The organism is Micromonospora krabiensis (assembly GCF_900091425.1).
Taxonomy (GTDB): domain Bacteria; phylum Actinomycetota; class Actinomycetes; order Mycobacteriales; family Micromonosporaceae; genus Micromonospora; species Micromonospora krabiensis.
On record NZ_LT598496.1, the window covers coordinates 6,169,702 to 6,189,682 of the forward strand.

Annotated in this window: 21 protein-coding genes and 2 pseudogenes; 12 read left to right on the forward strand and 11 right to left on the reverse strand. The window is 73.0% G+C overall.

Annotation, left to right across the window (positions count from 1 at the left end; translation table 11 throughout):
* Window positions 1-32 precede the first annotated feature (32 nt).
* The 5 genes and pseudogenes from GA0070620_RS28390 to GA0070620_RS28410 all read left to right on the forward strand — a co-directional run bounded on the left by GA0070620_RS28390 (window position 33) and on the right by GA0070620_RS28410 (window position 5,047).
* The gene (locus tag GA0070620_RS28390) at window positions 33-899 is read left to right on the forward strand and encodes a DegV family protein (protein ID WP_091595907.1); all 867 of its coding nucleotides are present in this window, start codon (window positions 33-35) and stop codon (window positions 897-899) included.
* 134 nt (window positions 900-1,033) lie between these two features.
* On the forward strand, window positions 1,034-1,801 hold the full coding sequence (locus GA0070620_RS28395) for an SDR family NAD(P)-dependent oxidoreductase (RefSeq protein WP_231921998.1): 768 nt from the start codon (window positions 1,034-1,036) through the stop codon (window positions 1,799-1,801).
* Between the two features lie 125 nt (window positions 1,802-1,926).
* Window positions 1,927-2,820: a ComEA family DNA-binding protein gene (locus GA0070620_RS28400; protein WP_091595911.1), complete on the forward strand. Its 894-nt coding sequence runs from the start codon at window positions 1,927-1,929 to the stop codon at window positions 2,818-2,820.
* Window positions 2,817-3,671, forward strand: a pseudogene (locus GA0070620_RS28405) (ComEC/Rec2 family competence protein); the annotation flags it as partial. The gene GA0070620_RS28400 and the pseudogene GA0070620_RS28405, both read left to right, overlap by 4 nt.
* An 11-nt stretch (window positions 3,672-3,682) precedes the next feature.
* Complete coding sequence (locus tag GA0070620_RS28410) at window positions 3,683-5,047, forward strand: recombinase family protein (RefSeq protein WP_091595913.1); 1,365 nt, start codon at window positions 3,683-3,685, stop codon at window positions 5,045-5,047.
* A gap of 48 nt (window positions 5,048-5,095) precedes the next feature.
* Here the strand turns inward: GA0070620_RS28410 and GA0070620_RS28415 are convergent, their stop codons facing one another.
* On the reverse strand, window positions 5,096-5,278 hold the full coding sequence (locus tag GA0070620_RS28415) for a hypothetical protein (RefSeq protein WP_091595915.1): 183 nt from the start codon (window positions 5,276-5,278) through the stop codon (window positions 5,096-5,098).
* A gap of 302 nt (window positions 5,279-5,580) precedes the next feature.
* Between GA0070620_RS28415 and GA0070620_RS28420 the strand changes: the two genes are divergently transcribed.
* Window positions 5,581-5,781 (forward strand): helix-turn-helix transcriptional regulator, encoded by a 201-nt coding sequence (locus GA0070620_RS28420; RefSeq protein WP_091595916.1) that lies wholly within the window; start codon window positions 5,581-5,583, stop codon window positions 5,779-5,781.
* 45 nt (window positions 5,782-5,826) lie between these two features.
* Here the strand turns inward: GA0070620_RS28420 and GA0070620_RS28425 are convergent, their stop codons facing one another.
* From GA0070620_RS28425 to GA0070620_RS28440, 4 genes are read right to left on the reverse strand one after another with little or no spacing between them, the layout of a single operon-like run.
* On the reverse strand, window positions 5,827-6,924 hold the full coding sequence (locus tag GA0070620_RS28425) for a hypothetical protein (protein WP_091595918.1): 1,098 nt from the start codon (window positions 6,922-6,924) through the stop codon (window positions 5,827-5,829).
* Entirely contained in the window at window positions 6,921-7,160 is a 240-nt protein-coding gene (locus tag GA0070620_RS28430; RefSeq protein WP_091595919.1) for a hypothetical protein, read from the reverse strand. The genes GA0070620_RS28425 and GA0070620_RS28430 overlap by 4 nt, the downstream gene beginning before the upstream one ends.
* A complete protein-coding gene (locus tag GA0070620_RS28435) occupies window positions 7,157-7,426 on the reverse strand; it encodes a hypothetical protein (RefSeq protein ID WP_091595921.1) in 270 nt (89 codons plus the stop codon). The genes GA0070620_RS28430 and GA0070620_RS28435 overlap by 4 nt, the downstream gene beginning before the upstream one ends.
* Complete coding sequence (locus GA0070620_RS28440) at window positions 7,423-7,794, reverse strand: HTH domain-containing protein (protein ID WP_157741722.1); 372 nt, start codon at window positions 7,792-7,794, stop codon at window positions 7,423-7,425. The genes GA0070620_RS28435 and GA0070620_RS28440 overlap by 4 nt, the downstream gene beginning before the upstream one ends.
* 550 nt (window positions 7,795-8,344) lie before the next feature.
* Between GA0070620_RS28440 and GA0070620_RS28445 the strand changes: the two genes are divergently transcribed.
* Window positions 8,345-8,599 carry a hypothetical protein gene (locus GA0070620_RS28445; protein WP_091595925.1) on the forward strand — a complete coding sequence of 85 codons (255 nt, stop codon included), beginning with the start codon at window positions 8,345-8,347 and terminating at the stop codon, window positions 8,597-8,599.
* Window positions 8,600-9,009: 410 nt separating this feature from the next.
* On the opposite strand, the gene GA0070620_RS28450 is transcribed toward GA0070620_RS28445, so the two are convergent.
* The 4 genes from GA0070620_RS28450 to GA0070620_RS28465 form a co-directional block, all read right to left on the reverse strand.
* The gene (locus tag GA0070620_RS28450; RefSeq protein ID WP_091595927.1) at window positions 9,010-9,243 is read right to left on the reverse strand and encodes a hypothetical protein; all 234 of its coding nucleotides are present in this window, start codon (window positions 9,241-9,243) and stop codon (window positions 9,010-9,012) included.
* Window positions 9,240-9,521, reverse strand: a complete 282-nt coding sequence (locus GA0070620_RS28455; RefSeq protein WP_091595929.1) for a hypothetical protein — start codon at window positions 9,519-9,521, stop codon at window positions 9,240-9,242. The genes GA0070620_RS28450 and GA0070620_RS28455 overlap by 4 nt, the downstream gene beginning before the upstream one ends.
* Before the next feature lie 272 nt (window positions 9,522-9,793).
* The gene (locus GA0070620_RS28460; RefSeq protein WP_157741723.1) at window positions 9,794-11,770 is read right to left on the reverse strand and encodes an AAA family ATPase; all 1,977 of its coding nucleotides are present in this window, start codon (window positions 11,768-11,770) and stop codon (window positions 9,794-9,796) included.
* Window positions 11,770-11,970, reverse strand: a complete 201-nt coding sequence (locus GA0070620_RS28465; RefSeq protein WP_157741724.1) for a hypothetical protein — start codon at window positions 11,968-11,970, stop codon at window positions 11,770-11,772. Before GA0070620_RS28465 ends, GA0070620_RS28460 begins: the two co-directional genes overlap by 1 nt.
* A gap of 360 nt (window positions 11,971-12,330) precedes the next feature.
* Between GA0070620_RS28465 and GA0070620_RS28470 the strand changes: the two are divergent.
* From GA0070620_RS28470 to GA0070620_RS28480, 3 genes and pseudogenes are all read left to right on the forward strand, one after another.
* Window positions 12,331-13,953, forward strand: a pseudogene (locus tag GA0070620_RS28470) (ComEC/Rec2 family competence protein); the annotation flags it as partial.
* A gap of 231 nt (window positions 13,954-14,184) precedes the next feature.
* Window positions 14,185-15,165, forward strand: a complete 981-nt coding sequence (gene holA / locus GA0070620_RS28475) for a DNA polymerase III subunit delta (RefSeq protein ID WP_091595934.1) — start codon at window positions 14,185-14,187, stop codon at window positions 15,163-15,165.
* A 5-nt stretch (window positions 15,166-15,170) separates the two neighbouring features.
* Window positions 15,171-15,611 (forward strand): hypothetical protein, encoded by a 441-nt coding sequence (locus GA0070620_RS28480; protein WP_377520113.1) that lies wholly within the window; start codon window positions 15,171-15,173, stop codon window positions 15,609-15,611.
* Between the two features lie 175 nt (window positions 15,612-15,786).
* Here GA0070620_RS28480 and rpsT read toward each other — a convergent pair whose 3' ends face one another.
* Window positions 15,787-16,053 (reverse strand): 30S ribosomal protein S20, encoded by a 267-nt coding sequence (gene rpsT / locus GA0070620_RS28485; protein ID WP_091595936.1) that lies wholly within the window; start codon window positions 16,051-16,053, stop codon window positions 15,787-15,789.
* Window positions 16,054-16,297: 244 nt separating this feature from the next.
* The gene (locus GA0070620_RS28490; RefSeq protein ID WP_091595938.1) at window positions 16,298-17,281 is read right to left on the reverse strand and encodes a phosphotransferase family protein; all 984 of its coding nucleotides are present in this window, start codon (window positions 17,279-17,281) and stop codon (window positions 16,298-16,300) included.
* Between the two features lie 74 nt (window positions 17,282-17,355).
* Here GA0070620_RS28490 and GA0070620_RS28495 point away from each other — a divergent pair, with 74 nt between their 5' ends.
* Window positions 17,356-17,892: a DUF4240 domain-containing protein gene (locus GA0070620_RS28495; protein WP_091595940.1), complete on the forward strand. Its 537-nt coding sequence runs from the start codon at window positions 17,356-17,358 to the stop codon at window positions 17,890-17,892.
* An 87-nt stretch (window positions 17,893-17,979) separates the two neighbouring features.
* A complete protein-coding gene (gene lepA, locus GA0070620_RS28500) occupies window positions 17,980-19,857 on the forward strand; it encodes a translation elongation factor 4 (protein WP_091595942.1) in 1,878 nt (625 codons plus the stop codon).
* Window positions 19,858-19,981: the final 124 nt, after the last annotated feature.

A 19,981-nucleotide genomic window follows, 5' to 3' on the forward strand; every position in this document is an offset into this window, starting at 1 on the left:
CGCGCCGGCCGAGATCGGCTAGCGTGCCGGGCATGCCCGTCGCGGTCGTCACCGACTCCACCGCCTACCTTCCGCCCGAACTGGTGCCCGCGCACCGGCTGACCGTGGTGCCGCTGACCGTCGTGTTCAACGGTGCGGAAGGCCTGGAAGGCGTGGAGATCTCCCCCGCCGACGCGACCCGGGCGCTGGGCGGCCGGCGGGTCTCGGCCACCACCTCGCGCCCGGCCCCGGAGCAGTTCGCGCAGACGTACCGTCGGCTGCTCGACGCGGGCGCCGACGGCGTGGTGTCGGTGCACCTGTCGGCGGACCTGTCCGGCACGGTCGAGGCGGCCCGACTCGCCGCCGAGGAGCTGGGCGGCCGGGTCGCCGTCGTGGACAGCCGCTCCGCCGGCCTGGGACTCGGGTTCCCGGTGATCGCGGCTGCCGAGGCCGCCGCCGGGGGCGCCGACCTGGCGGGCGTACGCCGGGCCGCGCTCGACGCCGTCGACCGGACCACCATCTACTTCTACGTGGACACGCTGGAGTTCCTCCGTCGCGGCGGCCGGATCAACGCGGCCGAGGCGATCCTCGGGACCGCGCTGTCGGTCAAGCCGATCATGCACATGCCGGACGGTGCCATCGTGCTGCGCGACAAGGTCCGCACCGCGAGCCGGGGCATCGCCCGCCTGGTCGACCTCGCGGTCGAGGCGGCTGGGGACGGGGAGGTCGACCTGGGCATCCACCACCTCGCCGCGCCCGAGCGGGCCGAGGCGCTGCGGACCGCGCTGCTGGAGCGGCTCGGTGAGCGGGTGGGGGAGACGTACGTGTCGGAGGCCGGCGCGGTCATCGCCGCGCACGCCGGGCCGGGCCTGGCGTGCGTCGTGGTGCACCGCCGCCCGGAGGTGACGCCCGAGGCCTGACGTCGGGGCTCGGGTCGTCGCGCGGCCGGGGCGGCGTGCTGCGGCCGGTTGGGGCGTCGGCTCGGATCGGGCCGGGTCGGTGCGGAGGCTGTCCAGCTGCCCCAGAAATGGGGCGGGAGCGGGGAGGTACGGCGGTGTCGTGTGTGGTGACCGGGGGCGGCCGGGGAGTCGGCCGGGCCGTCGTGGAGCGGCTGGTGGACGACGGCGGCACGGTGGTGGTGATCGAGCACGACGCCGACGCGCTGGACTGGCTCGACGGCCACCCGGCCGCCGACCGCCTGGTGCCGGTGGTCGGGGACGCCGGTGACGAAGCGGTCGTCGCCCGCGCCGCCGACCTGGCGGAACGGATCGAACCGCTCACGGGCTGGGTGAACAACGCGGCCGTGTTCCGCGACGCCTCGGTGCACAGCGCGCCGGTCGACGAGGTGCTCGACCTGATCGGGGCGAACCTGCGGCCCGCCGTCGTCGGCGCCGCGACGGCCGTCCGCCGCTTCCTCGCCGCCGGCACCGGCGGAGCGATCGTCACCGTCTCGTCCCACCAGTCGGCTCGACCCGTGCCCGGCTGCCTGCCGTACGCCACCGCGAAGGCGGCCGCCGAGGGCCTGACCCGGGCGTTGGCCGTGGAGTACGGAGCGCGCGGCATCCGGGCCAACGCCGTCGCGCTCGGGTCGATCGACAGCGAACGGCACCAAGCCTTCCTGGCCGGTCAGGACCCACGGGACGCGGGGCGGACCCAAGCCGAACTGGCCCGGCTGCACCCGGTCGGCCGGATCGGTCGGGTCGAGGAGGTGGCGGCGGCCGTCGCGTGGCTGCTCTCCCCGGCGGCGGCCTTCGTCACGGGGGTCACCCTGCCGGTCGACGGCGGACGGGCGGCGCTCGGGCTGGATCCGGAGGCGCGCTGAGCGGCCACGACGGTGCCGCTAGCAGACGACAGCATGATCAGGGCGTTGTCCACAGCGCTTCCCGCTGTCCACAGGTGACCTCGCCGGGGACCGGTGGTGACCGTCGGTCGCCGTAGCGTCGCCGCGTGTCAGACGACGAGGAGACCGTGCGGCGGCGGCTGCGGTGGCTGGCGGGGCTACCGGAGGGCTCGCCGTGGTCAGCCCCCGCTCCACCGCGGGAGCCCGGCGGCCGGCCACCGGCGGGCGGTCCGTCCCCGACCTACGGTCCCCGGCCGGGAGCGCACGAGCCCGGCGGCCGGGTGCTGGCGGACGATCCGTCCCCGGCTGACGGCCTCCGGCCCGGAGCACCCGAACCCGGCGCGGGCTCGGCCCGCCGGCTGCCCGGCCCCGGCGCGTTCGATCCGGGGCGCCGGGGCGTGCGGGCCCTGGCCGTCGTGGCGGCCGTGGCGGTGCTCGGGGCCGGCCTCTGGGCCTGGCGGTCGCGTCCCCGGGCCGAGCCGGTCCCGCCGGTGGCGACCGCCGACGTTCCGGTGGCGGGCGGCGCGGTCGAGACCGCCGCCGGTCCGTCGGGCGAGCTGGTGGTCGCGGTCGCCGGCAAGGTACGCCGGCCCGGCCTGGTGCGTCTGCCGGCCGGTGCCCGACTGGCCGACGCGGTGGAGGCAGCCGGTGGGGCGCTGCCCGGAGTGGACGTGGCCCTGCTCAACCCGGCCCGGAAGGTGGCTGACGGCGAGCTGATCGTCGTCGGGCTCACACCGCCACCCGGGGCGGCCCAGCCCGGGGCCGCTCCGGGCGCCGCGCCCGGGGCCGGCAGCGCGCCCGGGGTGGGCGGTCGGCTGAACCTCAACACCGCCACGCTCGCCCAGCTCGACGCGCTGCCCGGCGTCGGCCCGGTGCTCGCCCAGCGCATCCTCGCCCACCGTGAGCGGCAGGGCGGCTTCCGCTCGGTCGGTGACCTCCGCCAGGTCGAGGGAATCGGCGATGCCCGCTACGAACAGCTCAAGGATCTGGTGACGCCGTGAGCGGCCCCGCCGACCGGGCAGAGTCTGCCCGGCCGCCTGTCGCGGGCGGCCCGGCGGAGCAGCCGGAGAGCGGCTTCGGTGCCGCGCCCGAGCCGCCCGATCTGCGGCTGGCCGGGCTGGCCGTGGCGGCCTGGCTGACCGCTCTGGCCGGGTTGCACCTGGGCGCCGCGACCACGCTGGTGATCGCGGGCGTCGCGGCCGTGCTCGCCGCCGCCGGGGCGCTGCACCTGCTCGGTCTGCTCGGCCGCCCCCGGCCCGCGGTCCGGCGTCACGGGTGGATCGCCGTCGCGGTGGGCCTGGGCGTGGTCTGCGGCGGCGCGACGACGGCGGGGCGGCTCGCCGTCCGCGACGCGGCTCCGCTGCGCGCCCTCGCCGAGCAGCGGGCGAGCGTCACCGCCGAGCTGCGGGTACGCGACGATCCGCGGCCGGTCCGCGGTGCGCCCGGGCGCCCGCTCACCCTGATGGTGCCGGTCGAGTTGGTCAGTCTCGACGGCCCCGACGCCCGACGGGTCAGCGCACCCGTCCGCGTCCTGGTGCTGGCCGTCGACCCGGCCTGGGGTGGGCTGCTGCCCGGGCAGCAGCTTCGCGCGGAGGGCCGGCTCGCCGTGCCGCGGGGCGGCGACCTGACGGCTGCCGTGCTCAGCGCCGCCGGCCCACCCGTGCGCCACGGCACGCCGTCCTGGTCGCAGCGGGCCGCCGGCTCGCTTCGCGCCGGCCTGCAACGGGCCTGCGCGCCGCTCCCCGACGAGCAGGGCGGCCTGCTGCCCGGGTTGGTGGTCGGCGACACCAGTCGCCTCCTGCCCACGGTGGAGGAGGACTTCCGGGCCACCGGCATGACGCATGTCATCGCTACGGTAAGGCGGTGACTACCGCTGCGATCTACGTCCGCATCTCGTCCGATGACACCGGGGAAGGGCTCGGCGTGGCCAGGCAGGAGACCGAGTGCCGCGCCATGGCCGAACGCCTCGGATGGACCGTCGCCGAGGTCTACCGCGACAACGACATCAGCGCCTACTCCGGCAAGCTGCGGCCAGGGTATGAGCGCCTGTTGTCCGACATGGCGGCCGGCACCGTGCGCGGCCTGATCGTCTGGCACGCGGACCGCCTCCACCGCTCCCCGAAGGAACTGGAGCGCTTCATCGACCTGGCCGACCGGACCGGCCTCCAGGTCCACACCGTCCAATCCGGGCGGGTGGACCTGTCCACCCCGTCCGGCCGCATGCAGGCCCGGATGCTCGGCACCGTCGCCCGGTACGAGAGCGAGCACAAGTCCGCGCGCATCCGGCTCAAGATGGAGCAGAACGCTCGGGACGGAAAGCCGCACGGCGGGCACCGCCCGTACGGGTGGGAGCCGGACCGCATGACGATCCGGGAGAGCGAGGCGGCCGTCATCCGCGACGCCGCCAAGCGGGTGCTGGCCGGAGAGCCGTTGCGCTCGATCTTCCGTGACCTGAACGCGCGCGGCCTGCACAACGCCAGCGATAAGCCGTGGACGCACCCGACGTTCCGCAACGTCCTACTTCACGCGCGGCACGCCGGGCTGCGCGAGCACAACGGCCAGGAGATCGGCCCTGCCGCCTGGCCGGAGATCATCCCGCCGGAGACGTGGCGCGCGGTCCGTCGGGTGCTGACCAACCCGGACCGGGTGACCACGCCCGGCCGGGCCGGACGGCTGCACCTGCTCTCCGGGATCGCGCTCTGCGGCGTGTGCGGCTCACCCCTGCGGGTCGGGCACAGCAAGAGCACGGAGGCTTACCGCTGCATGGTCTCGGCTTGCGTCAGCCGCCGCCGGGACCGGCTGGAGGAGTACGTGGAGGCCGTGGTCATCGCCCGCCTGAGCCGGCCGGACGCCGCCGCCCTGCTCACCCCGGACGATGACGGGGGAGAGCGGGAGCGGGCCGCTCAGGCTGCGGAGCGGGTGCGCCTGCGGCTGGATGACGCGGCGGCTAGCTTCGCGTCCGGCGTGATCACGGCCCGCCAGCTAGCCACGATCACCGGCCAGCTTCGCCCCGAACTGGCCGCGCTGGAGGCCGCCGCCGCGCCGCCGCCGGACCGGGCGAGCGTGCTCGGGGAGTTGGTCAGCGCCGACGACGTGGCCGCTGCATGGGAGCGCCTGAGCCCGGACGCGCGCCGGACCGTCGTGCGGCTGCTCATGGAGATCACGGTCGGTCGGGGCCGTCGCGGGCCCGGGTTCAGCACGGATGGGATCGAGATCGTCTGGCGCTGATTTCCCCGTCGCGCAATGGCATCCGTCACTGCGCGACGGGGCAACCCGTCAGTAGCGGTCCGGCCGGTTGCCGGCCAGGCGGAGCGCCTTGATCGCGTCTCGCGCCCACGACAGGCTTTCGCACGCACCGTCCCGGCAACGCCGACACGTCCCGTGGGCACGGTGCTCCCGGATGATCCCCTTGGCCATCAGCGGCAGCCATTCCGCCCGGGATAGCTCCCGCTCGATCACGACTGGCCCTCGGTCACCGCGCGCGCCCACGTCAGCATCCCGCACCCGTCGTCCCGACACTGAGCGCACCGGCCAGGGGCGGAGTGCTGCGCGATCACCCGCCTGGCCGTCCAGAGCGCGAGCGCGGGAGTAACCGGTCCGTCGTCCATGGGCATGGGCCACCTCCAGGAGCGGGCAGGTCCGGGCACCGATCCCCGATCAGGTACCCGGACCGCTATAGGGGACAGGCTCCCTTGCCACGTTCGCAGTGTCAAGGTTGCAAGTGGCAACGTGTGAAGGGCGCACGTACATACCGTCAACCTGTGCGACTGGTTGCCCTCTCCGACATCGCGGACATGCTCGGCGGCGTGTCGCGCACGCGGGCTACCGAGATCACGAACCGCGCCACCTTCCCGCCACCGATCGACACAGTGGCCAGCGGCAAGGTCCGGGTATGGGACCGCGCTGCCGTGGAAGCGTGGATCAGGGAGTACCGGCCGCACCAGGCGCAGGACGAAAGCTGAAACGGCCCGACCCCCGCAGGGATCGGGCCGTCCGTCTGTGACCGCTCAGGCGGCCTGAGCCGCCACCTTGGCCGCGTGCCGCTCCAGGCCAGCCAGCGCCACCGCCGCCCGCTGACGCGCCTCCCGGGCCGCCTCCACCGCGTTACCCGCGATCGGCGAACCGGTGCCGAACAGCCGCCCGGGGGTGGGGGACTCCACGACCTGCCGCACCCGGTCGATCTCGGCCAGGTCGGTGAGTGCGCTCTCCAGTTCCGCCACGATCAGATCCAGCCGGGCGAGCCCGTGCGCGGCCTGGCCGTGCAGGTACGAAAGCCACTCCGCCTGGCGCTCCGTGATCCCGGCGACCACCTGCCGGCGCACCTGCGCCACCGCGTCCCGGGTGCCGTCCGCCGTGATCTGCGCGGCCTGCGCCGCCTCCTGCCGCTCCCGGATCGACCGGGTGACCGCTTCCGCGTCCAGGGGCGTCCCGGCGGCGGCGGCCTCCGCAGCCTGCCGGCGCGCACCGGCCGGCGCGTCGTCCGCCTCCCGCTTGGCCTCCCGGGCGAGAGAGTCCAGGCGGGCGGACTCGGCGGCCAGCGCACCGAGCCGGGCCAGGTCCGCCCGGGTGGCCGGGTGCACGTGCCGGTCCGGGATCACTCCGGCGGCCCGGACGGTCAGCGGCTCGCCTTCCCACGGGGCCGGAGCCTCGCTGCCCGGCGCGGCCGGCTGGAGCGTCGCTGCTCCCGGGTTCGGGAACGCCACCGTGAGCGCGTGCAACTCCGGCCACCGCCCCGCCTTGCCGAGCGTCCGCGCCTGCTCCTCCCCGTCCGCGTTGGCGTGCGGGCACTGGATCGCGTTGGCCGCCCCCGCCACCGCCTCCGCGTCCGGCATCGTGCCGTGCCCGTAGACCACCACCCCGCCGCGCTGGCCGATCCGGTGCACGCCCGGCGGGCCGGTCTGGACGCCACCGCCCAGCGGGCCGGCGTCGCTGAGCACCTCCGGGAAGCACGTGCAGCCCTCCGGCATGTCTCCGGCCTGCCGGGCGTAGTGCATCATCACGGCGAGGATCTGATCGGCTCCGGCGGCGTGGCTCTCCCCGGTGTCCACGACCCACACGGCCAGGTCGGGGGAGTAGCGCACGCGCTTGTCATCGGGGTAGATCACTGGTCGTCTCCGTTCGTCGGGGGTCCGTACGTGCCGTCCGGGCGGAGCGTCCCGCCGCCCATCATCGCCACCCGGAACCGGTGCTGTATCTCCGCGATCTCGTCCGCCTGGCGCGCCTGCCGGGCGGCCAGCGTCGCACGTCTGGCGTCCAGGTGGGCACGGGTGGACGCCTCCCACCGGGCCGCCTCCTCCGCCTGACGCGCCTGATTGGCTTGCCACTCCTCCTCGGGAGTCACTGGTCGTCTCCGTGCAGGTAGGCCGCCGCCGCGACGGCAACGGCCGTCACGCAGTCCGGGCAGGTGCCCTTGCGGCGCGGCGAGCGCGGCAGGGGAGAGGGGCCGGGGTTGCCGTCCAGGTAGGCCAGGGACTCCCGGGCGAGCCGTTCCGTGGCGATCTGCTCATCCAGCGGCGCGGCCGGCTCCGCCATCAGGGGCCGTCGGTGCGTGCGGCACCGACCGAGCGCGCCGGCTCCGGCCATGTCGGGGCGGGCGAGCGGGCTCACTGGCCGGCTCCCTGCTCGATCTGGACGACCACGGCGGACGGCAGGCGTAGCCCGTAGAGCTGTACGCGCTCGCGCTCCAGTGAGAGCAGGAGGTTGAGTACCCGCACCGTGTCCTGCGTGGACAGGTCGGACGCGAGCAGGGCGTTGCACCGTCGCATCCACTCGTTGAAGCGCGCTTCCGACTGGCGTCGCAGGGTGTCCGCCTCCTGCGCCGGGATGCGCTGGAGCGCTGCCCGGATACGTCGCGCGGCGGTCGCGCGGCTCACCTCCAGGCGGTCCGCGATGGTGTCGATCGAGTGACCGGCGTTGGACAACTCCAGCGCCATCAACTCCTGCTGATGGCGCTGGCCGGCAGGCAATCTGGGCATGTCTCATTGTAGCAAGGTTTGTATCAGATAGAGCGCCCATAATACCGGTTATGGTGCGGCGCGGCCCGGTCGTCACCCCGTCGCTCAGCACGTACCTGAACGCGATTCGGTCGGATCGTGGGCGGCCAGGGCGAGCGGGCGCGGCTTCCGCGTGGGCCACGTGTGCGTCATCACGACGGATCTCGGGGTATCCGCTCCACAGTGGAACAGGGCTCGTTTTCGGTACCCATGTCAAGCGAGTGTGTGCCTACGTCACAGTTCCTCGTCAGAGCCTTTGGCCCAGGTCAGGATGGGTGTAGCAGCCTGCGCGCTAGCGACCGGCGGCAGGACGCCTCGGACGCCGAAGGGAGGAGGCAGGCGACCCGAGTGGTGCCGTGACGTGCGGGTGCCACGGGGATGTCCGGTTGACTCGATAGAGTCCTTCACCAGAGACGAGACCCGCAGAATCAAGTCAAGGCGGGTGCCCGGGGCCGCAATCCCCGGGTCCGCCTTGACGGGTCCCGTCTCACCAATGCCCTACTCGAAAAGCCATTAGGAGGATGCAGAACCAATGAACAAGTTAGTCGCTACCACTACCAAGTTCCAGCACAACGCGACGAACAGCACAGACGAAACCCCGATCGCGGCGCTGATGATCATCACGCCGATCCCGATCGCGGCGCTGGTCTGGATCGCGCTGGCCGGCAACGCGACCGACAGCACGACGACGCTCGCGGCCATCTCGGCGGTTGCCGCGATCGGTGGTAGCGCCGTGGGCGGGATCGTCTACACGCTGCGCAAGCGCCCCGGTAGGGGCCGCCGATAGCGGACGGCGGACAGGGATCCGGGTGGACTTCATCGCCGCCCGGGTCTCCGTCCGGACGTGTCCGGACGGCTGGACAGCGCGGACACGGACAGGCCGGACGGCTGGACAGCGCGGACACGGACAGGCTCGACAGCCGGACGTGTCCACGGCAGCACCGGGAAGCCGGTGTCCGAACGGCACCTGACCAGGGAAAGCCGCCCCGCATGTCCTAGGACACAGCGAGACTCCTGACCTGGCAACGGCTCTCTCAGAGCGTGTTGAGCAGGGGAAACGGCCCCGGACCTGTTAACAGGTCCGGGGCCGTGGACATGGACATGCGTCCGGACAGTTGGACGGACGCGGACAGGACAAGGGGCCCGGACAACTCCGCGGTTGTCCGGGCCCGGGTCGTTGTCCAGGTGTCCGCCGTCCTAGCTGTCCGAGTGTCCGGACATCGTGGACAAGCGGGTCCGCCAGCGCAGCGCGTCCGCCACGACGGCCCGGCACGCCCACGTGCCGTTCAACTCCAGGAGCACCCGCGCCTGCGCCGGGTTGGCATCCAGCGGCACGCCGCACAGGTCCAACTCCTCCGCCACCTCGCGGGCGTTCTTCGGGAATCGCCATTCCTCCAGCGGCTCCGGCCGCGACTCCATGTAGATGCTCACCGGGTCACCGCCCGACGGTAGGCGGCGGAGAACCGGCCCCGCCGGCCCGTCACCCATGCCCGCCGGTACGGCTCCGGCTGGATGGTGATGGTCGTGTAGTCGTTGCCGTTCGGGCAGTGCGACACCCGCTCGGTCACCTCACCGGGCGCGTGAAGCGGCCGGGCGACCGTACCGGCCCCGTGCCAATGGAACGTGGCGCAGGGCTCGCAGGGGACGGCCAGGGAGATCGAGCCGGTGTCGGGGTTGGTGAACAGGTATCCGATGGTCGTGGTCGTCATGGTGGTCTCCAGGTCTATCGGTTCGGACGCTATGCAAGTGGGCCGGCGGCGGCCCGGCTGTTCGCTTCGGCCAGGGGAGGGGCGCTGTCCGCTCTCTCTGGCCGGGTACCTGTCCCCTGTCCCCACCCTTAGAAGGGGTGGGGACAGGACAGGTGTGGGGTACCTGTCCTCACCTGTCCCCGTACCTGTCCGGGACAGGTCTGACCTGCGAAAACTCCCCGACCTGTCCTGATCTTGGGGACAGGTCCAGGCCGGAAACTGTCCCGGACAGGTCAGGAGCCCTCCACCTGGCCGGTTTCTCCGGCCTTCCGGCGGCGGACCGCCTCCGCCAGCAACTCCGTACGGGCCTTGACCTTGGCCTTGGCCAGCGCCGCGCGGCACTGGTCCCGGCCGGCGTTCTGCGGCAACCCGAGTTCGTCCAAGAGCCCGATCAGCGTCTTTGCGGCCAGGCCGTCCGGCAGGTAGTTGGGGGACGGCACCTCGCCCGACTCCACGTAGCCGCTGTCCGTGCCCGGCACCAAGGTCAGCTTGAGCGGCACCGGCTCCAGGAGCGCGCCGTCCTTGGCCTTGCGATGGTGCAAGGTCCGCTGCGTGCTGGCGTCCCGGCCGTCCCCGTCCAGCTTGATCAAAAACGACGTGTCCGCGTCATCCTCGATCGAACTGGAGCCTCGCGCCCGCTCTCCCGCGTGGCCGGTGTGGTGCACCAGGATCGTGGTCACCCCGTGCCGCTCGCGCAGTCCCCGGAGCGTGTCGTACATCGGGCCGATCTCCTTGGACTTGTCCTCGTCCGCGCCCGGGGCGCTCGCGTGGAGCGTGTCCACGATCAGGACTTTGATCCCGAACTCCCCGATCAGTTCGTCCACCTCGGCCACGTCCTCCGGCACCAGCAGCCGCGCGGGGACCGGGAGCAGGTAGAACGAGTCCGGCACCGGGCCGTGCGCCGCTTCCCATGCGTCCACGCGCTTCCGGATGCCGTACGCGCCCTCAGCGGCCACGTACAGGACCGGCACCGCCTCCGGTACCTCGTGCCCCATCCACGGCGTGCCGGAGGCCAGGGAGCACCCCATGCCCACGGTCACGAACGATTTGTAGCTACCGAACTTCCCCGCGAGCACCACGATCGTTTCCCGGTGCATCACGTCCGTGATCAGCGGCACCGGCACGGGCAGCTTGCCCAACTCGGACCGCTTGAGCAGCGCCGCGCGGAGCCGCCCGCTGTGCCGTGGCGCGGCAGGGCTGACCAATCCGCCCTGCCCGGTCGCGTCTAGGCCCGGGGCCACCTCCCACGGTCGCGGGTAGCTCATGCCCTTCTCGATCTGGCTGCGGATCGTGTTCTCCATCGCGCCCCGGTCGGCCGGGTGCCGGAAAGTCCAGCCGTCCAGGGCGGAGAGCAGGATCTCCGCCGCCTGCTCTCGGTCGATCTGCCCGGCTCCCACGTACTGCCCCACGTTCCACGCGAGCCGCGCGGCCAGGTTGTTTCCGCCCCCCTCCGGCGCGGCGGCCAGTTCGTCCCGGAGCTGCGTCACCCGCCGGACCACCTCCGGCGTACCCGCCACATCCCCGGTCAGTGCCGGCGCGCTCGGCGTGGCCCTCCGGTCCCGCTTGGCGTGAACGCGCGCCACGATCCCGGCCGTGGAGTCGTCCGCGCCCCGGAACTCCGCCAGCGCCTCCACGTCCGGTTCCACGATCCACCGGTACGGCCGGGCCACCCCGTCCACCTTGGACGGGCGCACGGTCGGGGCGATGAACGCGAACCCACGCCCGGTGCCGTCCGGCGCGCCGGACTGGAGGTCCAGGCCCGGCATGAAGTCGGTTGCCTTGTGCTCCCCGGTCGCGCTGATCAGATCGTGCGTGCCGCCGCTCGGCGTGGCCTGCTGGCCGAAGGATCGCGGCCACTGTCCGGCGGCCCGGACCTCCTCCGCACTGGCGTCTCCGCCGTTGCGTGGGTCCACGTCCAGGATGTCCGCCAGGTAGCCACCGATCGCGCAGAGCGCAAACCCCGGCTTCCACCCATCAATCCACGACTCGTCCGGCCGGATGCCCTCCCATCCATTCGGGTAGAGGAACGTGCCCGGCTTGGAACTGTTCGGCGCGGCAGAGAATACGGGAATTCCAGCCTTGACGAGCCTGCGCGCGATATCGAGAGCGCGGGCCGTTTCCTCCGGGCTGAGCGCAATTCCGATAGACTCCGGGGAGGAGTTAGCGTTGGCGGCCTTGCTGGGGAGCGGGCCGCTTTCGTTTGCCGTCATCAGACACCCACCGCCGGAGCGAACACGGCCCGCAGCTTGGCCACCTGATCGGCGGACAATTCCGGGGCTCGGTTGACGACCGCGTTGACGGCGGAGGCCAGGTGCGCCTTACGGGCGATCTCCCGGCGCTGCTCCGGGGTTGTGCGGGCCACCGTGGCGACCGAGCCAAGGCGGCCACGCTCGGCGTGGGACATGGGCATGACAGGTACTCCCGTTGGGAAGATTCCTGACGGCCACCGCCCGGCTACGGGCTCCCCGCCTTCCATGCCCGGGTGCGCGTCCCGGTCCGACCCGACTCACTACAGGAGTCGGCGCGCCATATTCTGGGCTAACGGCGCTCCGGTCGCTATCCGGTATTGCCTTGCGCCGTGGTGCTGACTCCACGTTAGCCGAGCGCTCGGCGCAATTGCATAGTGGGCAGACGTATTTCTCTGTGACGTGCACCAAACCTATAGTGGAGATGACCCTCCATTCTTGGGCCATTCTTAGTCAGTTCTTAGGGAGTGCGGCAGGCGCACCCGCCGCCTGAGCAGGGCCGACGCCGGAAACCCTTAACCCGCCTTACTTGCGCCATGACACACCTCAACGCGGTGTCCGGTTCCAATGTCGCGATCGTGGTGGGTGCGGTGCTTCTGCTCGCCCGCTGGGCGCGGGCCGGGCCGTGGCTCGCCGCCGGGCTCTGCGCGGTCGCCCTGGCGGGGTTCGTCATCCTGGTGCGTCCCTCGCCCAGTGTGGTGCGCGCCGCCACGATGGGCGCGATCGGTCTCGCCGCGTTGGCGGCCGGCCGCCCCCGGGCGGCGCTGCCCGCGCTGGCCGCCGCGATCACCGTGCTGGTGCTGGTCGATCCCGAACTGGCCGGCGATCCGGGGTTCGCGCTCTCCGTGCTGGCCACCGGCGGCCTGCTGCTGCTCGCACCCCGCTGGCGGGACGCGCTGCGGCGTCGGGGCGTACCGGCGGGGTTGGCGGAGGCGCTGGCCGTGCCGGCGGCTGCCCAACTGGCCTGCGGCCCGGTGGTCGCCGGGCTGTCCGCCACGGTCAGCCTCGTCGCGGTGCCCGCCAACCTGCTCGCGGTGCCCGCCATCGCCCCGGCCACGGTGCTGGGCGTCGCGGCGGCGGTGGTGTCCCCGTTGTGGCCGGCGGGCGCGGAGTTCGCCGCCTGGCTGGCGAGCTGGCCGGCCTGGTGGCTGGTCCTGGTCGCCCGGCACGGCGCCGGGCTGCCGGCGGGCACGTTGCCGTGGCCCGGCGGGGTGTGGGGTGCGCTGCTGCTGGCGGCGCTGACCCTGGCGCTGCTGGTCGCCACGCGGCGTCCCGTGGTGCGTCGACTGGTGGCGGTGGTGACCGTCGCGGTGGTGCTCGGCGCCCTGCCGGTCCGGTTGATCGCGCAGGGGTGGCCGCCGCCCGGCTGGGTGGTGGTGGCCTGTGCGGTCGGGCAGGGCGACGCGGTGGTGCTTCCGGTCTCAGCGGGCCGGGCGGTGGTGGTGGACGCGGGCCCGGAACCGGGAGCCGTGGACACCTGTCTGCGCCGGCTCGGGATCCGTGAGGTGCCGTTGCTGGTGGTCAGCCACTTTCACGCCGACCACGTGGGCGGCGTGGCCGGGGTGTTCCGGGGGCGGCGGGTGAGCGCGGTGCTCACTCCGGCGTGGACGGAGCCGGAGAGCGGTCAGGGCCTGGTGCGGGACGCCGCCGCCGTCGGGCGGGCCGATCTGCTGACCGTCCCGGCCGGCTGGACGTACCGGGCCGGTGGGCTCGCGTTGGTCGTCCTCGGCCCGCCGTACCCGCTGCGCGGCACCCGGTCCGATCCGAACAACAACTCCCTGATCCTGCGGGCGACGGTGGCGGGCACGCGGATCCTGCTCCCCGGTGACGCGGAGTCCGAGGAGCAGCGGGCCCTGCTCGACCGGACGCCGGCCGGCGCCCTGCGGGCCGACGTGCTGAAGGTGGCGCACCACGGTTCGGCCTACCAGGACCCGGCCTTCCTCGCGGCGGTGCGACCGGCCGTGGCGCTGGTGCCGGTGGGGACCGGCAACACCTACGGGCACCCGCACCCGGCGCTGCTCGCCCGGCTGACCGCCGGCGGGGCACGGGTGCTGCGTACCGACACGGACGGCGACGTGGCGGCGGTCCACGGTGACGGCGGGCTCGCCGTGGTGGCCCGCGGTGTCGCGCCCGGGCGGCGACCGTGACCGACCGTCCCCGAGCCCCCTCGCCGACCGGGCGACGCGCGTCCCGTGCTGAGAGCCCTGCCGAACAGCAGCGCAATCCGGCCTGGCTGGTGGCCTCACCAGGACGAAATGGGTCGGCAGTTTGTCTATTAAATGGTGGATTGACATAAATGTCTGGATTTGCACTGAGTGCGGGCTCCACCGCCCGAGCGCCTGATGAGCAGGCACGAACCCGCTGTGGGGCGTGCGAATATGGGCGACGTGCCTCCCGCCAGCTTCGCCCCCATTCTGCTCGTCCTCGGCGACGAGGAACTGCTCGCCACGCGCGCGGTCACCGAAGCCGTCGCGAATGCGCGCAGCGCCGATCCCGATGTGGACGTCCGCGAGTACCAGGCGGGTGCGCTCACCGTGGGAGAGATCGCCGAGATGCTCAGCCCGTCCCTCTTCGGTGGGCGCCGGGTCCTGGTGCTGCGGTCCGGCCAGGACGCCCGGAAGGACCTGGTCGCCGCGCTGCTGGCGTACGCGAAGAATCCCGACCCGGACGTCCAGCTGATCGTGCTGCACCTGGGCGCCGCCAAGGGCAAGGCGTTCGCCGACGGGCTGAAGGCGGCCGGTGCGACGGTCGTGCCGGCGGCGAAGCTCAAGGGGCACCGGGACCGGGTGGCGTTCGTCCGGGACGAGATCCGCCGGGCCGGCGGCAAGTGCACCGAGGACGCGGCGGAGGCGCTGATCGCGGCCGTCGGCAACGACCTGCGCGAGCTGGCCGCCGCCTGCTCGCAGCTGATAGCCGACACCGACGGGCGGATCGGCGCCGACACGGTCGCCCGTTACTACCGGGGTCGGGTGGAGGTCAGCGGCTTCACGGTGGCCGACGCCACGATGGTCGGCGACGTCCCGGCCGCGCTGGAGGCGTTGCGCTGGGCGCTGCACGTCGGGGTCGACCCGGTGCCGATCGCGGACGCCCTCGCCGACGGCGTCCGCACGGTGGCCCGGGTGGCGTCCGCCGGTCGGGGCAGCCCTTACCAGTTGGCGAGCAGCCTCGGGATGCCGGCGTGGAAGATCGAACGCGCGCAGCGCCAGGGTCGGGGCTGGACGCCGGAGGGGTTGGTCCGGGCCATGCAGGTCGCCGCGGAGTGCAACGCGGCGGTCAAGGGCGGCTCGGACGACCGGGCGTACGCGCTGGAGCGGGCGGTGTTCTCGATGGCCGCCGCCCGCGGGGGCGGCGCCCGGTGAGCGGAGTGCCCCGGACGTCGTGGGCCACGCTCGCGGCGGACGAGGACCACTACCGGCCGCTCTACGCGCGCCTTCTCGGCCTGCGGTTCGTCAACCCCGGCGGGGTGCTGTGTTTCCTCTTCTTCGAGGGAGTGGTGGCGCTGGCCGCGCTGCTGGCCCTCGCCGAGCTGGTCAGCTGGTGGGCGGTGCTGATCCTGCCGGCGGCTGTCGCGGTCATGGTGAAGCTCAACGACATGGTGGCGGCGGTCGTGGTGCGATCCGCCGCGCTCGTGCCCGAGCAGGAGCGGGACCGGTTCCGTCGGCAGATGGAGCCGGTGGTCGGTCGCGCCCGGGTGGGCTGGCTCCGGCACAGCCTGCCGGGCATCGTCGTGTCGGTCGAGACCGTCAGCCCGAGCAGCTCTGCCGACGACTCGACGGCCGGCCGGAGCCGCGACGGGTCGTCCTGACCGGCCGGTGACGCCGCGTCGTCCACCACATCGGCGCGGGCCCTCGCCGGCCGGTTCATCCCGGAGTCCTGGCCCCCGGCCCAGCGAAGACGCGCCCCCGGCCCAGCGAAGACGCGAACAGCCGGAAGCCCCCGGTGTTGCCGGGGGCTTCCGGTGAAGTCTGGCGTCGCCTCGGTCAGGCGGCCAGCGAACCGACGCGCTTGGCGATCGCGGACTTACGGTTCGCGGCCTGGTTGGCGTGGATCACGCCCTTGCTGACGGCCTTGTCGAGCTTGCGGGAGGCGTCCCGCATGAGGGCGGCAGCCTGCTCGACGTCGCCGGTCTCGGCGGCCTCGTGGAACTTGCGGATGGCGGTCTTCAGCGACGACTTGACCGACTTGTTACGCAGCCGGCGCTTCTCGTTCTGCCGGTTGCGCTTGATCTGGGACTTGATGTTCGCCACGCGACAGCCTCGTCTTGATAGCTCGGGTTGGTCAGCTTCCGCGCAACGAGCATGCGTCACCGTCGCGCGAAAAGCCAGGTTACCAGGTCCGCCCCGGACGAGCCAAAACGGCCCGGTTCCGGCCGCGTCCCATCCTGCCCGACGACGGCGCACGCGGGCCCGGCCGGCCCACGCGAGCCCCGGCCGACCCACGCCAGCCCGACCCACGCCAGCCCGGCCGGCCCGCCGGGTAGGGGCGCCCGGGTCAGCTCCAGCCCTGGCGGGTGGCGAGCCAGGCCAGGGCCTGCTCGCCGCTCCAGCGGTGGTGCTGGCGGATCGTCGCGGAGGCGGTCGGCGGGGCGGCGGCCGCGCTGGTGAGGAAGTAGCCGGCCAGGGCGGCCAGGGTCGCGTCGAGGGCGTCCGTGGGGGCGCCGGCCGCCGCCGGATGCTCGGCGAAGAGCCGGTCGGCGTCCAGGCCGCTGGCGTACGCGGTGATCAGCAGACCGGCCAGGTCGAACCAGGCCGGCCCCCGGGTCAGCCACGCCCAGTCGCAGAACCAGGCGTGCCCCTCGCGGTCGACGAGCACGTTGTCCAGCCGCAGGTCGCCGTGGATCAGGGCGTTCGGCGGGGCGGCGTCGGCGTACTCCGGCAGCCGGGACTCCAGCGTGACCAGGTCGGGCAGGCGGCTCGCCAGCGTGCCGGGCAGCGCGGGCGTGGGCTCCCGGCCGGCGGCCACCTCGCCCCACCACAGGATGTCCTCGCGGGCCAGCCGGGCGAGTCGGGGCGGGTCGAGGGCGAGCAGGTCGGCGGGCGGGTCGGTGAGCGCGGCGGCCAACTCGGCGTACCCGGCGAGGGTGGCGTCCAGCTCCGCCGGTGCCCAGGGCAGGCCGGGCGTCCGGCCGTCGACGGCGTCCAGGCAGATCACGTGCCAGCCGGCCGCGTCGAGGGTCCAGCGCAACCGGGGGACCGGCAGCCCGGTGGGGAGCCGGGCGAGGACTGCCGCCTCCCGGGCGTACCAGTCGACCAGTCGTGGCTGCTCGACCCGCCCGGCCGCCTTCACGAAGGCGGAGCCGCCGTCGGCGGTGCTCAGCACGGCGGCGAAACCCCGGGTGAAGCCGGCGCCGGCCACCCGGGCCTCGGTGACGGGCGCGCCGAGGCGGGCGGCGACCGCCGCGCGCACGCCCACGGGGAGTGCGGCCCAGGCGGGCCGGGCGGCGGTCGCGTGATAGGGCGGAGGTGGGACGGGCACCCTCCCATGCTGGCGTACGCCGCCGCGCTCTTCCCGCTGCCCGCGCGGCGGGCGGTCTGGGAGACTGCCAGGCCATGAGGACCGACGACTTCTGGCAGTTGATCGACGAGGCACGGGCCGGCGGCGGCGGTGAGGCCGGCGCGGTGGCGGCCCGGGCGGTTGCCCTGCTGGCCGAGCGCGACCCCGCCGAGATCGTCGGCTACGCCCACCACCAGCAGCGGGTGCTCGCCGCCTCGTACAAGGTCGACCTGTGGGGCGCCGCCTACCTGATCAACGGTGGTGCCTCCGACGACGGCTTCGAGTACTTCCGGGGCTGGCTCATGACCCAGGGCCGGCAGGTCTTCGCCCGGGCGGTCGCCGACCCGGACTCGCTGGCCGAGCTGCCGCAGGTCCGGGCCGCCGCGCTCAGCGGTGAGGAGTTCGAGTCGGAGGACATGCTCGCGGCCCCCTGGGAGGCGTACCGCAAGGCGACCGCCACGGACCTGCCGGCCGACCGCGACCCGGTGCCGACGCCGGATCTCAACGACTTCTGGGACTTCGACGACGAGGCCGAGGCGCGGCGGCGGTTGCCCCGGCTCGCCGCGCTCTTCGTGGAGCCGCCGGAGGAGTGATCTGACCGCCCCGGGGCCGGCGTGGGAGCATAGAGGGGGCCGGCGTCGCGTCGGCCCGCTCACGTCAGCCGACCAGAACGGACAGCTGTGCCACCGACGCTCGATTCCGGCGCGAACGCTCCTGGTGCCACCGACCCGGCGCGGATCAGGAACTTCTGCATCATCGCCCACATCGACCACGGGAAGTCGACCCTGGCCGACCGGATGCTGCAGCTCACCGGCGTGGTCGACCCGCGGCAGATGCGGGCGCAGTACCTCGACCGGATGGACATCGAGCGCGAGCGCGGCATCACCATCAAGAGCCAGGCCGTGCGGATGCCGTGGACGATCCGGGAGGGCGACCGCGCCGGTGAGCAGGCCGTGCTCAACATGATCGATACCCCGGGCCACGTCGACTTCACCTACGAGGTCTCCCGGTCGCTGGCCGCCTGCGAGGGCGCGATCCTGCTGGTCGACGCGGCGCAGGGCATCGAGGCGCAGACGCTGGCCAACCTCTACCTGGCGCTCGAGAACGACCTGCACATCATCCCGGTGCTCAACAAGATCGACCTGCCGGCCGCCCAGCCGGAGAAGTACGCCGAGGAGCTGGCCCACCTGATCGGCGGTGACCCGGCGGACTGCATCAAGGTCTCCGGCAAGACCGGCGAGGGAGTGCCGCACCTTCTCGACGAGATCGTCCGGCAGTTCCAGCCACCGGTCGGGAACGCCGACGCGCCGGCCCGGGCGATGATCTTCGACTCGGTCTACGACGTCTACCGGGGCGTGGTCACGTACGTCCGGGTGATCGACGGGCTGATCAGCGCCCGCGACCGGATCAAGATGATGTCGACCGGCGCCGTGCACGAGCTGCTGGAGATCGGCGTGATCTCGCCGGAGATGGTGAAGTCCGAGGCGCTCGGGGTCGGCGAGGTGGGCTACCTGATCACCGGTGTGAAGGACGTCCGCCAGTCGCGGGTCGGTGACACGGTCACCATCAACGCCCGGCCGGCGACCGAGGCCCTGGGTGGCTACAAGGACCCGAAGCCGATGGTCTACTCCGGCCTCTACCCGATCGACGGGTCCGACTACCCGAACCTGCGCGAGGCGCTGGACAAGCTCAAGCTCAACGACGCCGCGCTGACGTACGAGCCGGAGACCTCCGGCGCGCTCGGTTTCGGGTTCCGCTGCGGCTTCCTCGGCCTGCTCCACCTGGAGATCATCCGGGAGCGGCTGGAGCGTGAGTTCAACCTCGACCTGATCTCCACCGCGCCCAACGTCGTCTACCGCGCGATCCAGGACGACGGCCAGGAGGTCGTGGTCACCAACCCGAGCGAGTACCCGACCGGCAAGCTCGCCGAGGTCTACGAGCCGACGGTACGGGCCACCGTGCTGACGCCGAACGACTACGTCGGCGCGGTGATGGAGCTCTGCCAGGGGCGGCGGGGCACGCTGCTCGGCATGGACTACCTGTCGGCCGACCGGGTGGAGCTGCGCTACACCCTGCCGCTCGCCGAGATCATCTTCGACTTCTTCGACCAGTTGAAGAGCCGGACCAAGGGCTACGCGTCGCTGGACTACGAGCCCTCCGGCGAGCAGGCGTCCGACCTCGTCAAGGTCGACATCCTGCTGCACGGTGAGGCGGTCGACGCGTTCAGCGCGATCGTGCACAAGGACAAGGCCTACAACTACGGCGTCTCCATCGCGGCGAAGTTGCGCAACCTCATCCCGCGGCAGCAGTTCGAGGTGCCGATCCAGGCGGCGATCGGCAGCCGGGTGATCGCCCGCGAGACCATCCGGGCGATCCGCAAGGACGTGCTCGCGAAGTGCTACGGCGGTGACATCAGCCGGAAGCGCAAGCTGCTGGAGAAGCAGAAGGAAGGCAAGAAGCGGATGAAGATGGTGGGCCGCGTGGAGGTGCCGCAGGAGGCCTTCATCGCCGCGCTCTCCTCCGACTCCGCCGAGGGTAAGCCCGCCGGTAAGAAGTAGGGCCCACACCCTTCCGACCTGCGTGGACGGTGCCCCGGCGTGGTTCCGCGCGGGTCGGGAATCGACGTTCGCCGAGAGGTCGTACGCGGATTCGGTTTGGGTTTCGCGCGCTTCGGGAACTTGT

Bases quoted from the DNA above. Each gene is read 5' to 3' on its own strand.
- GA0070620_RS28440 (WP_157741722.1), bottom strand. From the start codon at position 7,794: ATGCCCAGATTGCCTGCCGGCCAGCGCCATCAGCAGGAGTTGATGGCG.
- GA0070620_RS28445 (WP_091595925.1), top strand. From the start codon at position 8,345: ATGAACAAGTTAGTCGCTACCACTACCAAGTTCCAGCACAACGCGACG.
- GA0070620_RS28495 (WP_091595940.1), top strand. From the start codon at position 17,356: ATGAGGACCGACGACTTCTGGCAGTTGATCGACGAGGCACGGGCCGGC.
- GA0070620_RS28390 (WP_091595907.1), top strand. From the start codon at position 33: ATGCCCGTCGCGGTCGTCACCGACTCCACCGCCTACCTTCCGCCCGAA.
- holA (WP_091595934.1), top strand. From the start codon at position 14,185: ATGGGCGACGTGCCTCCCGCCAGCTTCGCCCCCATTCTGCTCGTCCTC.
- GA0070620_RS28455 (WP_091595929.1), bottom strand. From the start codon at position 9,521: ATGACGACCACGACCATCGGATACCTGTTCACCAACCCCGACACCGGC.
- GA0070620_RS28465 (WP_157741724.1), bottom strand. From the start codon at position 11,970: ATGCCCATGTCCCACGCCGAGCGTGGCCGCCTTGGCTCGGTCGCCACG.
- GA0070620_RS28460 (WP_157741723.1), bottom strand. From the start codon at position 11,770: ATGACGGCAAACGAAAGCGGCCCGCTCCCCAGCAAGGCCGCCAACGCT.